At 44.1% G+C, this 15428-nt stretch carries 13 protein-coding genes; 12 read left to right on the top strand and 1 reads right to left on the bottom strand.

Annotation, left to right across the window (positions count from 1 at the left end):
• The first annotated feature begins 561 nt into the window (after positions 1 to 561).
• The 5 genes from F0364_RS14460 (at position 562) to F0364_RS14440 (ending at position 5992) form a co-directional block, all read left to right on the top strand.
• Positions 562 to 1020, top strand: coding sequence for an FKBP-type peptidyl-prolyl cis-trans isomerase (locus tag F0364_RS14460; protein ID WP_153798506.1), 459 nt, complete (start codon positions 562 to 564; stop codon positions 1018 to 1020).
• 173 nt (positions 1021 to 1193) lie between these two features.
• On the top strand, positions 1194 to 3299 hold the full coding sequence (locus F0364_RS14455) for an endonuclease MutS2 (RefSeq protein ID WP_153798505.1): 2106 nt from the start codon (positions 1194 to 1196) through the stop codon (positions 3297 to 3299).
• A 57-nt stretch (positions 3300 to 3356) separates the two neighbouring features.
• Positions 3357 to 3764 carry a response regulator gene (locus F0364_RS14450; protein WP_153798504.1) on the top strand — a complete coding sequence of 136 codons (408 nt, stop codon included), beginning with the start codon at positions 3357 to 3359 and terminating at the stop codon, positions 3762 to 3764.
• 197 nt (positions 3765 to 3961) lie between these two features.
• Entirely contained in the window at positions 3962 to 5302 is a 1341-nt protein-coding gene (locus F0364_RS14445) for a sigma-54-dependent transcriptional regulator (protein WP_153798503.1), read from the top strand.
• 330 nt (positions 5303 to 5632) lie between these two features.
• On the top strand, positions 5633 to 5992 hold the full coding sequence (locus F0364_RS14440) for a DUF7674 family protein (protein ID WP_153798502.1): 360 nt from the start codon (positions 5633 to 5635) through the stop codon (positions 5990 to 5992).
• Between the two features lie 56 nt (positions 5993 to 6048).
• Here the strand turns inward: F0364_RS14440 and F0364_RS14435 are convergent, their stop codons facing one another.
• Positions 6049 to 6186 carry a hypothetical protein gene (locus F0364_RS14435; protein ID WP_153798501.1) on the bottom strand — a complete coding sequence of 46 codons (138 nt, stop codon included), beginning with the start codon at positions 6184 to 6186 and terminating at the stop codon, positions 6049 to 6051.
• A gap of 168 nt (positions 6187 to 6354) precedes the next feature.
• Here F0364_RS14435 and kdpF point away from each other — a divergent pair, with 168 nt between their 5' ends.
• The 7 genes from kdpF (at position 6355) to F0364_RS14400 (ending at position 15427) form a co-directional block, all read left to right on the top strand.
• A complete protein-coding gene (gene kdpF / locus F0364_RS29460) occupies positions 6355 to 6435 on the top strand; it encodes a K(+)-transporting ATPase subunit F (protein ID WP_370752059.1) in 81 nt (26 codons plus the stop codon).
• A gap of 95 nt (positions 6436 to 6530) precedes the next feature.
• On the top strand, positions 6531 to 8246 hold the full coding sequence (kdpA, locus tag F0364_RS14425; RefSeq protein ID WP_153798500.1) for a potassium-transporting ATPase subunit KdpA: 1716 nt from the start codon (positions 6531 to 6533) through the stop codon (positions 8244 to 8246).
• A gap of 107 nt (positions 8247 to 8353) precedes the next feature.
• Positions 8354 to 10408: a potassium-transporting ATPase subunit KdpB gene (gene kdpB / locus F0364_RS14420; protein ID WP_153798499.1), complete on the top strand. Its 2055-nt coding sequence runs from the start codon at positions 8354 to 8356 to the stop codon at positions 10406 to 10408.
• Between the two features lie 117 nt (positions 10409 to 10525).
• Positions 10526 to 11089, top strand: coding sequence for a K(+)-transporting ATPase subunit C (locus tag F0364_RS14415; protein ID WP_153798498.1), 564 nt, complete (start codon positions 10526 to 10528; stop codon positions 11087 to 11089).
• A 327-nt stretch (positions 11090 to 11416) separates the two neighbouring features.
• Complete coding sequence (locus tag F0364_RS14410) at positions 11417 to 12499, top strand: porin (protein WP_153798497.1); 1083 nt, start codon at positions 11417 to 11419, stop codon at positions 12497 to 12499.
• Positions 12500 to 12517: 18 nt separating this feature from the next.
• Positions 12518 to 13645: a sensor protein KdpD gene (locus tag F0364_RS14405; RefSeq protein ID WP_153798496.1), complete on the top strand. Its 1128-nt coding sequence runs from the start codon at positions 12518 to 12520 to the stop codon at positions 13643 to 13645.
• Positions 13646 to 13729: 84 nt separating this feature from the next.
• Positions 13730 to 15427 carry a sensor histidine kinase gene (locus F0364_RS14400; RefSeq protein ID WP_153798495.1) on the top strand — a complete coding sequence of 566 codons (1698 nt, stop codon included), beginning with the start codon at positions 13730 to 13732 and terminating at the stop codon, positions 15425 to 15427.
• Position 15428 lies beyond the last annotated feature (1 nt).

Below are 15428 nucleotides of genomic sequence, written 5' to 3'. Positions count from 1 at the left end.
AAAGTACAAAGTTAGAAGTACGAAGTACCCAGACCATCCAGCAACCTGTAACCGTCAACATCTGCTGTTCAATGTTCATTTGTTCAACGTTCAATGTTAGCGGCTCAACCACTATCCGGAAACTGCACTTCATCATTCAAGCAAATTATAAGCCTTTTAAACCTCAACAGACCGGCAACTTGTAACCGGTAACCGGCAACTGCACCACCGGGTGAGGGATTGAAGCGGTTACCCCTGTGAGGCCATCGCAGCAGGGCTTTTGTGCCGGAGTAATAGCACAACCGAGGGAAAGCAACTACATGTTGCTTTAACGAAGGTTGCGAACGCAGTTCTGCCCGGCCCGAGGTACGAGGGACACCCCTAAAAAACAGTTATGGAAACAAAACACAACAGCCGCTGTACATGCTATGGGCTTAAAAGTTACCGGCACACAAACCCAAAACAAAGCATTGACAGCCTTTTATACTAAGGCAAAAGAATGGTATAAAAATGGCAGCGAATTAATTTAAACCCTTACCTTTCGCCCCCTGTGATTAATTGAATCATAATAAAACAACAAATATGCAACAGGTAAAAAATGGAGATACAGTAAGAGTGCATTATCATGGTAAACTTACAGACGGCACTACGTTCGATAGCAGCGAAGGCCGCTCTCCGCTGGAATTTAAAGTGGGCAGCGGTATGGTAATTCCGGGCTTTGACAGTGGCGTTACAGGCATGAGTGTGGGGGAAAAGAAAACCATACATATACCTGTTGATGAAGCTTACGGGCCTAAAAACGATGAATATATCATGGGGTTTCCCAAAGACAGGTTTCCGGCAGATATGGTTCCTGAAGTAGGCATGCAGCTTAACATGAGCGATGGCCAGGGCCAAACTTTTCCGGTGGTAATAGCCGAAGTGCAGGAAGACTCGGTTTTACTGGATGCCAACCACCCGCTGGCGGGGGAAGACCTTGTTTTTGACCTGGAACTGGTAGAAATTGTCGGCGGCAGCCCGCTGATTATTTTGCCTGAATAATGTGCATGCGCTAACTATTGATAAAAGGTTTAAAGCATAGGGTAACTGCTGCTTTAAACCTTTATTTTTTACAGGCTGTTGTTATTTTGTGCAAAAACAAACTGCCCTTTAAACAGGGGCTGCTTTTGCACCACGTTATAAGGTTTTAATTTTGCCTGTTAATTTTTCTGAAGATGAAGTTATACCCGGAATCGGCGCCCGTGCAATTGGAGTTTGACAAAATTAAACACCTGCTGGCTGAACATTGTAAAACCGCTTACGCCAAAAACAAGGCAGAGCATTTACGCATACATACCAAAAAAGATTTTATTGAGCTTGAACTGCAGCAAAGTAACGAGTACAAGCTGCTGTTGCAGCATGCACAATACTTTCCCAACGACTTTACGCTGAACATAGAAAAAGACCTTAAGCTGCTGGGTATACCCGGCGCTGCACTTGGCGGCGAGCAGTTTATGCAGGTGCGCAAGCTTTGCGAAAGCACGGAACACGTGTTCCGCTGGTTTGATAATGAAAGGAGAACTGCCTACCCGGCCCTTGCCAAAGTAATTGAAGACACCTATTACGAAAAGGTAATTATAGAGCTGATTGATATAGTGCTGGATGAGTATGGCAACGTAAAAGACAGCGCATCGCCGGAGCTGCAGCGCATAAGGATGAGCCTGTACAGGAAGCGCAATGAGTTAAGGCGCATGTTTGAAAAAGTGCTCTCCCGCCTTACCAAAGCTGGCTATACGGCCGATATAGACGAAAGCTTTAGCAATGGCAGAAGGGTAGTGGCGGTGTTTTCTGAACACAAACGCCAGGTAAAAGGTATTCTGCACGGCGAAAGCGACAGCCGTAAAACAGCATACATTGAACCGGAAGAAACCATTGAGCTGAACAATGAAGTTTTTAGCCTGGAAAATGAGGAAAGCAAAGAAGTACAGCGTGTGTTGCGGGAGCTTACCGCCAAGCTTTCCGTTTACAGCAGTTTACTGATGGTTTATCTGAAGGTAGCTGGCGAGTTTGATTTTATCCGGGCCAAAGGCCGCCTGGCCATTGATGTAAGCGGCAATTATCCTAACCTGCTGGATAAAGCTATTGTTGACCTTAAAGATGCTTACCACCCACTGCTTTTATTATACAACAGGCAGGCATCCAAGCCTACTGTTCCGGTTAACATCACCCTGGATGATGATAAACGCATACTTATTATCAGCGGCCCCAACGCCGGTGGTAAAACAGTAACCATGAAAACCATTGGCCTTAACCAGATGATGTTACAGAGTGGTTTGCTGGTGCCGGTAAACCCGGTATCGCAAATGGGCATTTTCAGGCAGTTGTTTATACATATTGGCGATACGCAAAGTATTGAGTTTGAGCTAAGCACTTACTCGTCTCACCTGTTGCACATGAAGCATTTTATAGAGAATGCCAATGGTAAAACCATGTTCTTTATAGATGAGCTGGGCAGCGGCAGCGACCCCAACCTGGGCGGCGCTTTTGCAGAAGTGATACTGGAAGAGCTTGCCCGCCGGCACTCATTCGGTATTGTTACCACGCATTATCTTAACCTTAAGATAATGGCCAACCATACCAAGGGCATTGTAAACGGCGCCATGGCTTTTGATGAGAAAAACCTGCAGCCTCTTTACCGTTTGATGGTGGGCAAGCCCGGCAGCTCGTACACCTTCTCTATAGCAGAACGCATAGGCCTGCCGCAACACCTGATTAACAGGGCAAAGAAACTGGTGGATGAAGACCACTTCAGGCTGGATAAACTGCTGAACAATACCGAGCAAGACTTGCAAAAGCTAAACAAAGAGCAAAAAGAGTTGCAAAGGCTGCTGCAGGAAAACGAACGCCTTAAAAAAGAAATGGAAGTGGTATTGGACAAAGAACGCCACCGGCAACAAATAGAACTGGTGAAACACCAGAACAAAATAACCGAAGAGCGCATTAACTACCTGAAAGATATGGACCGCCGCCTTAAGCAGATTGTAGCAGGCTGGAGAAAGGCGGAAGACAAGGAAGAAGTGATAAGGCAGATACAGGACTTGCTGTTTAGAAAAAAGGAACAGGTGGTTAACAACAAGTTAGCGCAGAAAGCCGAAAAAAAATACCAGGAAACCGCTGCCGAAATAACCGTTGGCATGAAAGTGAAAATGAAACGCAACCACCAGGTAGGCGAGGTTAAGGAGATAAGGGGCAAACGTGCCGTAGTGCAAATTGGCCTGTTGCCCATGAGCGTTGAATTAAAAGACCTTGTTGCAGTTGAAGAAAAAATAGTTGTAACTTAACCAACAATTATCTTGATTTGCTAAACATTTAAAAAGATACCTCCACATATCCTAACCATGGCTAATTTCAAGAATGTACTGTTGATTGAAGACGATCCTATAACCGTTTTGGTATGCGAACGTATAGCAAAACTTGCAGGGTTCGCGGAAGAATTTCATTCAGCGGCCAATGGTCTTGAAGCCATTGAATATATTCAAAAAAAAGGCGCCGATGGCCAATGCCTGCCCGAACTTATTTTTCTCGATATCAATATGCCGGTAATGAACGGGTGGGAGTTCCTCGAAAATTTTGATATTGTCCGGCCCCTTTTTAGTAAAGTGCCTTTCATTTATATCCTTTCCTCCACGGTAGATCCGGAAGACCAGCGCAAGGCCCTCTCTTATCCATTGGTAAAAAATTTCATTTCAAAGCCGCTTACAAAAAATCACCTGGTAGAAATAGCCGAAGAACTGCAGGTAAGCTAAACCCCTGTGGGTTTTATTTTTCTTTTTTTTATGGGCCCGGCAGACGGACATGCATGAGGCTTTTCTTGCGTCGCACTCTTGTACGCTTTGTTCGCTATGGAGCTTTTCCCACCGGGTAGATGGCGCCGCCTGCTCCCTGAGTAAATGGAATAATAAATATCCTATTCCCATTAGCTTTGCACATCAAATAAATAGATATGGCCGGTTCTGTTTTGTTGGTAGATGATGAAGAAAAACTCAGGAGCCTGTTAAAGCGTATTATTACTTTGGAAGGGTTTGCTGTGTCGGAAGCATCCACGCTAAAGCAGGCCGGCAAAATGCTGGAACGCGAAGCTTTTGACGTGGTGTTATGCGATGTAAAATTGCCTGACGGTAACGGTGTTGATTTTGTAAAACAGCTAAAGCAAAAAAACACAGCTGTTGAAGTGATACTGTTAACCGCCTACGGAAATATACCCGATGGTGTGCAGGCTATGAAAAATGGCGCTTTTGACTACATTACCAAAGGGGATGATAACGACAAAATAATACCCCTGCTAAACCGTGCCATAGAAAAGGCACAACTGCTCAAACGGGTAACAGCGCTGGAGGCACAGGTGGGCAGGCGCTATAGTTTTGACAACATACTGGGCGATTCTGTATTGATAACAGAAGCGGTAAGTCTTGCAAAACGTGTAGCGCCCACAGATGCTACGGTGCTGCTGCTGGGTGAAACCGGTACGGGTAAGGAAGTGTTCGCCCAGGCCATTCATAATGGCAGCAAACGGGCTGGTAAACCTTTTATGGCACTTAACTGCAGCGCCTTTACAAAAGAGCTGCTGGAAAGCGAAATTTTCGGGCATAAAGCCGGGGCTTTTACCGGAGCCAACAAAGACAAGAAGGGATTGATAGAAGAAGCTACCGGCGGCACCCTGTTCCTGGATGAAATAGGCGAAATGCCGGTAGAATTACAGAGCAAGCTGTTGCGTGTGCTGGAAACAAGTGATTTTATTAAAGTAGGCGATACAAGGCTTACAAAAGTGGATGTGCGTATTGTAGCCGCTACCAACCGGGATTTGCAGAAAGAAGTAAATGAAGGCAAATTCCGGGAGGATTTATTCTACCGGCTGAATGTTTTTACAATAGGGCTTCCTGCTTTGCGGGACAGGAAAAAAGATATTCCACTACTGGCTAAACATTTTATGCAGGTGTTTGCACAGAAAACCAATGGTAAAGTAAACAGCATTAGCAAAGAGTTTATTGAACACCTGCAAAACCATGACTGGAAAGGAAACATCCGCGAATTAAAAAACATTATTGAAAGGGCATGCATTCTTGAAACTGGTACGGAACTTAGCGTTACCAGCCTGCCCCTTGAACTTCAAACAACCGCTTACAAGCCCCACGTATTATCAGCATTCGATTTGGCCAGCGTAGAAAAACTGCATATCCAGCGGGTTTTAAACCATACCAAAGGAAACAAGACCGAAACTGCCCGGTTGCTTAATATTGGCCTTACAACTTTGTACAGGAAACTGGAGGAGTATAAGATTGGTTAAACCCTAACCCCCCGACTTTAGTTAATTTCCCCGCCGCACTCCATTTTGAAAAGCACCCTTCCATTTTGAAAGGGTTGTTATACCCGCTTTTTACCACAGCATATTTTTAAAATACCCCGAAACCCTTGCTGGCAAAGGCGTTTGCCATTCAACACATCTTGCTCAGTGCCTCAGGCATATCCTTTGGCATTATTCCTCAAACAAAAGAAAATGAAAAAGTATTACAGGCAATTATGCCACCACGTAACGCCTTTTCAGTTAGTGGTTGCCATTTACGGAGTTATGATGGCAGCCGGCCTGGCCTATCGCTTAATAAAACAGTTTTAATATATGAACCAGTATGAAGTACCGGCATTGATGGCTGATGAACTTCCGGAGATAAAGACGGATTTAAAGCACCTGCCGGTTTTGGGAAATGTAAACAGTGCCATGCGGATTTTAGCAGATTTTACCAGCCGCATGATTAAGCAGGGCAACTATGTTATGGTGCGGAAATGCATGCGCCTTGCTGACAGGATGTACAGCAGGGGCAATAACCTGGTAAGAACCGCAGTGGAAAATGTGTTTGTCTTTTCCTTCTCTTCTTTAAAGTTATCATGTAACCGTTCAGAATGGCGGTTTTTACAGGCACGCATGCCGGTTACATTGTATTCTTTGTACATAAACCAGGTTAACAGAACAGGTGTGTAGCCTTTTTTAAGAAAGTAACAGAGTAACGGCCACTACTCGTAAAATGTCCGTTTGATTTAAGCCGCTGCTCCTTTGCTTTTTTTCAATTGTAAAGCCGTGGCGGCATTTTTAACCCCAAAATAAAATTGAGTTATGCTAACAGTAATCTTATTAATCGCAGGGCTTGTTTGCTTTGCATTGTTCTTTAAATCCATTGATTTTTTTGAGGATGTATGATGCACTGCAGGATGTGAGTATTTACTTATGATGGTGCACACTGCTGAGTAACGATATGAACGTAAAAGAGTGCGACGCAAGAAAGCCTCATAGTAGCTCCTGCTGCCGGGCCCCCAAAAAATACCGCATTGATAAAAAACAATTGTATGATAACAGCACTTCTTATTATTTGTATAGTGGTTTTTGTTTACCTGCTGTACGTATTGATTAAACCGGAAAAATTTTAGAGGTGAATGGTGAATCGTCAATGGTCAATAAAGACCAGAAATTGACTTTCTATTGATCATTCACCACTCACCCTTCACAACAATAACTCTCAACAATGAATACAGAATTAACAGGCGTAATTGTAATGTTTTTGCTCTCTGTACTATTGGCAATACCCCTTGGTAAATACATTGCCAAAGTATTTGCCGGAGAAAAGACATTGCTGGATTTTATGCATCCTCTGGAACGTTTTATTTACCGCCTTTGCGGTATAGACCCTAACCGTAAAATGAACTGGAAAGAGTTTTTGGCAGCCATGCTTACAATTAACCTGGTATGGTTTGTTTACGCTTTTTTTATGCTCATCTTCCAGGATAAGCTGCCCCTTAACCCGGATGGCAATGCAGGCCAAACGCCAGACCTGGCCTTTAACACAGCCATTAGTTTTTTAGTGAACTGTAACCTGCAACACTATTCGGGAGAATCCGGGCTTACCTATTTAACCCAGTTGCTGGTGGTAACATTTCTGCAGTTTGTGAGTGCGGCAACAGGTATTGCCGCGTTGGTAGCATTGTTTAATGGGTTAAAGGAAAAGACAACCAACAACCTTGGTAACTTCTGGAGCATTTTTGTTAAAGCAACAACGAGGGTGCTGTTACCATTATCATTTGTAATGGGTGTTATTCTTGCCTTTAACGGTACCCCCGCCAGCTTTGATGGAAAAGATACCATTACCACTTTGCAGGGCGATACGGTAAATGTGTCCCGTGGGCCGGCAGCAGGCATGATAGCGATAAAGCAACTCGGCACCAACGGTGGTGGCTGGTTTGGCGTTAACTCCGCACACCCATTGGAAAACCCGAATTATTTTACCAATATCATAGAAACAATCGCGATACTGCTAATACCCATGGCCCTCATTTTTGCGCTTGGTTATTATATCAAAAGAAAAAAGCTGGCGTATGTAATATTCGGCGCAATGACTTTGCTGTTTATTATTTTCTGCAGCATCAATATCTACTTTGAAACGAAGGGCAACCCGGCCCTGGATAAGATGGGCATAGCGCAGGATATTGGCAGCATGGAAGGCAAGGAAATAAGGCTGGGGTCTGCTGCTACCGCTTTCTGGAGCATTGCTACCACATCTACATCAAACGGTTCTGTTAACGGGATGCACGACAGCCTAACGCCTGTTTCCGGTGGTGTGGCCATGCTGGATATGATGATTAATGCCTTATATGGCGGCGTTGGAGTTGGCTTGCTGAACTACTTCATCTTTATCATCATCGCTGTATTTATTTCGGGGCTTATGGTTGGCCGCACACCGGAGTTTATGGGGCACAAGGTAGAGGCGAGAGAAGTTAAGATAGCCGCGCTGATAACCCTTTTGTCCACCTTCTTAATTAAAGCGGGCACAGCTTTCGCCGCATATATGCTGGTGCACCACCCGGATGTAGGCTGGGCCGTTAAACCCGGCGCCTGGCTGAATAACCCCGGCTATCACGGTTTTTCTGAAATGCTGTATGAGTTTACTTCTGCCAATGCCAACAACGGCAGCGGTTTTGAAGGGCTTGGCGATAACAATGTTTTTTGGAACGTGACTACCGGTATAGTGTTGATACTTGGAAGGTATTTACCTATCATAGGCCCTCTTGCTATCGTGGGCTTGCTCGCAAATAAAAAGTACATACCTCAATCGTCTGGTACTTTAAGAACAGACTCTATGACGTTTGGCGTAATGACTCTTGCCGTAATCATCATCATCACTGCTCTATCTTACTTTCCACCGTTGGCATTGGGCCCGCTGGCAGAATATTTTAGTATGAAATAGTGAGTAGTGAGTAGCGAGCGGTGAGTGGTGAGTGGTCAGTAGTGAGTGGTAAATAGAAACAAAATTGAAATTAACAACTTAAATCATTCCCCTGTAGGGGATAGGGTATGAAACCTAAAAAATCAACATCCATGTTTGCGGCAGAGTTTATAGGGCCTGCCATTCAACAATCTTTTATAAAATTAAGCCCACGCATTATGTGGCGTAACCCGGTAATGTTTACCGTGGAGATAGGTACGCTTATTATGCTGCTGGTAACTATTTATTCTTTTACTGTTAATGATGCTACGGTTGGCAGGTTTGGTTATAACCTGGTAGTGTTTGCGGTATTATTTGTAACGCTGCTGTTCGCCAATTTTGCGGAAGCGCTGGCGGAGGCAAGGGGCAAAGCACAGGCCGACAGCCTGCGTAAAACGAGGGAAGAAACACCAGCCAAAAAGATTAACGCGGTAGGTGAGATATTTACCGATGAAATTCAGGTTGTTGCTTCTTCCATGCTTAGAAAAGGGGATATTTTTTATTGCGAAACCGGCGATATAATACCAATGGATGGCGAAATTATCGAAGGGCTTGCAACTATAGACGAATCTGCTATTACCGGGGAGTCCGCACCGGTGATACGTGAAGCCGGCGGCGATAAATCCAGTGTTACCGGTGGTACCAAAGTATTGTCAGACCATATTAAGGTACGCGTTACCACAGAGCCCGGCGAAAGCTTCCTGGATAAAATGATAGCATTGGTGGAAGGCGCTTCAAGGCAAAAAACCCCTAACGAGATTGCGCTAACCATATTGCTGGCAAGCTTTACGCTCATCTTCATTATCGTTTGTGTTACGCTTAAACCATTTGCTGATTATGCCAACACCACCATTACCATTGCAGCTTATATCTCCTTATTTGTTTGCTTAATACCAACCACCATTGGCGGGCTGTTAAGCGCTATAGGTATTGCCGGTATGGACAGGGCCCTGCGTGCCAACGTTATTACCAAAAGCGGTAAAGCTGTTGAAACCGCTGGCGACCTGGATACACTGTTGCTGGATAAAACCGGCACCATAACCATCGGTAACCGTAAAGCAACAGGTTTTTGGCCTGCTGGTAACGTTAACGAAAAACAGTTTATAGAAGCCTGCGTGCTTGCTTCGCTTGCCGATGAAACGCCTGAGGGTAAATCCATTATTGAACTGGCTGACACCAGGGGTTTTAAGAAGCCTTCATTGCAAAAAGATAAAGTACATTTTGTAGAGTTTACCGCAGAAACAAGAAGCAGTGGTATTGATATGGAAGGGTTGCACATACGCAAAGGAGCTTTTGACGCCATCCGCCAAAAAGTAGAAAAGGCTGGCAACAAAATTCCTGTGGAAACCATGAACAAAACAAAGGAAATAGCTGCCGATGGCGGCACCCCGCTGGTAGTTAGCAGCAACGACACGGCGTTGGGTGTAATAGAGTTGCAGGACATTATTAAGCCCGGCATACAGGAACGTTTTGAACGTTTGCGCAAGATGGGTGTAAAAACAGTGATGGTTACCGGCGATAACCCGCTTACCGCGAAGTTTATTGCCAACAAGGCCGGTGTGGATGATTTTATTGCAGAGGCAAAGCCGGAAGATAAAATGAACTACATTAAAAAAGAACAGAGCGGTGGTAAGCTGGTGGCTATGATGGGCGATGGCACCAACGATGCCCCGGCCCTTGCCCAGGCTGATGTAGGTGTTGCCATGAACAGTGGCACCCAGGCTGCAAAAGAAGCAGGCAATATGGTTGACCTGGATAACGACCCCACCAAGCTAATTGAGATTGTTGAAATAGGTAAGCAGTTGTTAATTACACGCGGTACCATTACCACTTTCTCCATCGCTAATGATGTGGCCAAATATTTTGCTATTGTTCCGGCTTTGTTCATCACATCTATCCCCGCATTGCAGGCATTAAACATCATGAACTTAAAAAGCCCTGAAAGTGCCATCTTATCGGCTGTTATATTCAACGCCATTATCATCCCGCTGTTAATACCGCTTTCGTTGCGCGGGGTTCAGTATAAACCAATTGGCGCCAGTGCCTTGCTCCGTAGAAACCTGCTGGTGTATGGGCTGGGTGGTATTATAGCGCCATTCATCGGTATCAAGTTAATTGACATGCTGTTGGGTTTGTGGCTATAACCTGCCCCTAAAGGGCAGTAAGAAATTTTTTTTTGGGACCAGCGACAGTGCTGCTATTGAGCATCGTTGTGTCACTCACTTGTACGCTTTATTCTTTACTCAGCAAAAAAACATTTTATGAAACGATATATTCTTCCATCATTGAAACTCACCGTAGTCTTTATTATTGTTACTGCGGTTATCTATCCAGTATTAATTGCAGCAGTTGGCAAACTAACCCCCGGGCAGGGCAGGGGTGAAACTATTACGGTTAACGGTAAAGTGATTGGTTATGCCAATGTGGGCCAAAAGTTTGCGGAGGACAAATACTTCTGGGGCCGTCCCTCTGCGGTTGATTATAATGCAGCCGGTTCTGCCGGTTCTAATAAAGGCCCGTCTAACCCTGATTACCTGAAGATTGTACAAGACAGGATTGATAGCTTCCTGGTGCATAACCCCGGTGTTAAAAAAGAACAGATACCTGCGGAACTGGTAACCGCGTCAGGCAGTGGCTTAGACCCTGATTTGTCCCCGGCGGCAGCCAAAGTTCAGGTAAAGCGTATTGCTGCTACAAGGCATATTGACGAAGCAAAAATTCTGGCATTGGTAGAGCAACAAACGGTAAAGCCTTTACTGGGTTTTATGGGGCCGGAGAAAGTAAATGTGTTAAAGCTGAATGTGGCTTTGGATGAGATGAAATAGTGAGTGGTGAGTGGTGAGTAGTGTACCAACTTCTTCATTCAAAATTCCTTGTTCGATATCATCTGTCTGGGTCTGAAAAGTCGCCATGAAATACCGGACGATGAAGTGATTGCGACGCAACGATGATCCCATGAAAGGCCGAAGCTTGTATCATGAAATTATTGCGGCCTTTATTGATGTAAAAATAAAATGAATAGCGAAGTAAATATCAAAGCTGGGATCATAAAAAGCAGTTGAGATTCTTATTCACCATTCACTATTCACCATTGACGTCATAAACCAAACGGACGAACAATATTTTAAGAGCAGAAATTAACAACAGGACAAATGAAAAAATCTTTGATTGTATGTGCGGCTATACTTGCCACAGGATATGTGTGTGCACAGGATAGCACTAAACATAACCCTTTAACAATCGGGGGCTACGTGGAGGCTTATTACAGCTACGATTTTAACAGGCCCGCCAATAATAACAAATCATACTTTCTGTACAGCCATAACAGGAACAATGAAGTTAACCTTAACCTTGGTTTTGTTAAGGCCGCTTACAATATGGATAAAGTGAGGGCTAACCTTTCGCTGGCGGTGGGTAGCTACATAAATGCCAACTATGCCGCGGAACCAGGCGTGCTAAGGAATATATACGAAGCCAATGCTGGTGTAAAAATTTCGAAAACCGGTAACCTGTGGATAGACGCGGGTATTTTTCCATCGCATATAGGATTTGAAAGCGCTATTAGCAAAGACTGCTGGACACTTACCAGGAGCATTCCTGCTGAAAACTCTCCCTATTTTGAAAGCGGTGCTAAAATGAGTTACACATCCAATAATGACAAATGGTTTTTGAGTGCTATGTACCTTAATGGATGGCAAAGAATAACAAGGGTAAACGGCAATACAACGCCTGCTTTTGGAACGCAGGTAACGTATAAACCTTCTGATAAAGTAGCCCTTAACTACAGCACCTTTATTGGTAATGATAAGCCTGATAGTATTAAGCAGATGCGGTATTTCCATAATTTTTACGGCATATTCCAGGTAAGTAAACAGCTTGGAATTATTGCCGGGTTTGACTATGGTATGGAACAAAAGGCAAAAGGCAGCAGCAGGATGAATAACTGGTACTCCCCTGTGGTAATGTTGAGAATTAATGCCGATGATAAAAATGCTTTGGCTATAAGGGGCGAATACTACAGTGATGCTAACGGAGTAATTGTAGCTTCTGGTACAGCTAACGGTTTTAAAACTTTTGGCTGGAGTATTAATTACGACAGGCTGATTGCGGGTAATGCAGTTTGGCGCACGGAGTACCGTATATTAAAAGGACAGGATAAATATTTTGCCAGGGCAGATAATAGTTTAACCGGCGTGAACGGTTTTATAACTACTTCCCTGGCGGTAAATTTATAAGAAGAAATTGTTTTACTTATGCCAGAGCCAGAACCAGGTAACCCGGAAAATTTTTTAGACCTCATTCGTAAGTCGCGGCGGGGCAAGTTTAAAATTTACATTGGCATGAGCGCCGGTGTGGGTAAAACTTTCCGGATGTTGCAGGAAGCGCAAACGCTTCTGCGCAACGGTGTTGATGTAAAGATCGGCTACATTGAAACACATAACCGTAAAGAAACGCATGCCTTGCTGGAAGGGTTGCCTGTAATACCGCGGAGAAAACTTTTTTACAAAGGAAAAGAACTTGACGAGCTGGATGTGCAGGCTATATTAAACCTGCACCCGGAGGTGGTGATTGTGGATGAACTTGCACACACTAATATAGAGGGCAGTAAAAATGAAAAACGCTGGCAGGATGTAATGGATATACTTGATGCAGGTATTAATGTTATCAGTGCTGTTAATATTCAGCATATTGAAAGCCTGAATGAAGAAGTAAAAGAAATAACCGGCGTTGATGTTGCGGAACGCATTCCTGATAGTGTATTGCAGCAGGCGGATGAAGTGGTGAACATAGATTTAACCGCGGATGAGTTAATAACCCGGCTTAAAGAAGGGAAAATATATACCCCGGAAAAAATACAGATAGCGCTGAAAAACTTTTTCCAGGGCGAGAAAATTTTACAATTGCGGGAGCTTGCTTTAAAAGAAGTAGCATCGCAGGTAGAACGTAAAATAGAAACTGAAATTCCGCGTAATGTGCAGGCCAGGCAGGAACGCTTTATGGCCTGCATCAGCAGTAACCACGAAATTGCAAAGGCAGTTATACGTAAAACGGCAAGGCTGGCATCTTACTATGGCGCCAAATGGTTTGTGCTATATGTACAAACCCCAAGGGAGCATGCGGATAAAATAGGGCTGGCGGTGCAAAGGCATTTAATCAATAATTTTAAATTGGCAACAGAGTTGGGGGCTGAGGTTATAAAGACTAAACAAGGCAATATTGCCCGCGGCATTATTGAAACAGCAGAGCAAAAAAAGATAACAACAATATGCATAGGTAAGCCCCACCTAAACATATTCAACATTATACGCAGTACGGCGGTGTTTAACCAGTTGCTCAACAAGTTATCCGCGGCAGATATTGATATTGTAATATTAAGTTAGTGGGTGGCGGGTAGTTTACAGTGAATGGGTGCAGCCACCTGTTCACCATTCGCTACTCGCTGCCCGCCATTCATAATTAAGGCTATGCGATTAAAAACAAAACTTTCGTTAGGCATAGGTTTTCTCTTTGTGGTGATACTCGTTTTTGGTACGTTGAGTATCATCTCTTTCATGCGCTTAAGAAATGACTCAGCCCATGTGTTAAAGAATAACCATGAAACGCTGATGTACTGTAACAATATTTTAAAAGCGCTGGACGAAACAAAAACTAACCCACAGGCTTACGCCATCATAGATTCAAACATCACGAAACAGGAAGCAAACATTACCGAGCCCGGAGAAAAAGAAGCCACTGTTTTGCTGAGAAAGAGTTTTGAAGAACTACGGCTACACCCGGATGACTCTTCCAACTACCCGGAGGTACGCCAAAGCCTGCAGGTAATTAACCTGCTTAACCAGCAGGCCATTATGCGTAAAAGTAAAGCCGCGGAAGAAACAGCGGAAACCGCCACCACCTGGCTAACTATTATTTTTTCCATACTGGCGTTGATTGCGTTTACGTTAGCGGTTAATTTTCCTTCCGTTATTTCAAGGCCCATTCGTGCATTGGCGGAAGGCATTACGGCCATAGCACAAAAGAATTACCAGAAGCGCATTCACCTGGAGCAACATGACGAGTTTGGCGAACTGGCCAATGCCTTTAACAGCATGGCGCAAAAACTGGATGATTATGAAAGCAGCAACCTTGCCAAGATAAAGTTTGAGAAGAGCCGCATTGAAACCATCATTAACCAGATGAAGGATGGAATTATTGGTTTTGACGAAGGCAACAATGTGCTTTTTATCAATGCTGTTGCAGAGGGATTATTAGGGATACGTGAAAAGGATATCGTGGGCAGGTATGCTGCTGATATAGCGGTTAAGAACGACCTTATGCGTACACTGTTGCAGGATGGGCAAAGTAAAAAGGAATTAAAGATTTACGCAGATAATAAGGAAAGCTATTTTTCGAAAGATGTATTTGAGGTAAAAAATGAGGCGCAGGTAATAGGGCAGGTTATTGTGCTGCGTAACATTACCCCTTTTCATGAACTGAACGAGGCAAAAACTAATTTCATTGCCACGGTATCGCATGAGTTAAAGACCCCTTTGTCATCTATAAAAATGAGTGCACGCCTGCTGACGGATAACAGGGTTGGTGTTTTAAATAACGAGCAGCATGAACTTATTCAGAGCATTACAGATGATGCTGACCGGCTGCTTAAAATAACCGGTGAACTGTTGAATATGAGCCAGGTGGAAACAGGCAATATACAATTGCGCATGCAGCCTGCCTCTGTGGAAAGCATGATAGAAAAGGCGGTACAGGCAACCCTGTTGCAGGCACAGCAAAAGTATATCAGTATCAAAACAAGCATTGCTGCCGGCATACCCGAGATAAATGCGGATGTTGAAAAAACTTCCTGGGTGCTTATTAATTTTCTAACCAACGCTATCAAATACTCGCCCGAATCTGCCGGTATACTCATAACAGCAGTACAACAAAATGGCGTGGTTGAGGTAACTGTTAAAGACCAGGGGCGGGGTATTGATGAAAAATATCTCTCCCGCATTTTCGACCGTTACTTTAAAGTGCCAGGTACGCATGAGCGTACAGGTACAGGCCTGGGCCTTGCCATCTCCAAAGAGTTTATTGAAGCGCAGGGTGGCCGTATATGGGTAAACAGTAAATTGAATGAAGGGAGCGAATTTGGCTTCGCTTTAAAAGTAGCGCAGGGCTAAT

It is taken from the genome of Foetidibacter luteolus, assembly GCF_009650435.1.
Lineage (GTDB): Bacteria > Bacteroidota > Bacteroidia > Chitinophagales > Chitinophagaceae > Foetidibacter > Foetidibacter luteolus.
The sequence above is the reverse complement of the archived record's forward strand: the minus strand, read 5'-3'. Positions and strand labels throughout refer to the sequence as shown.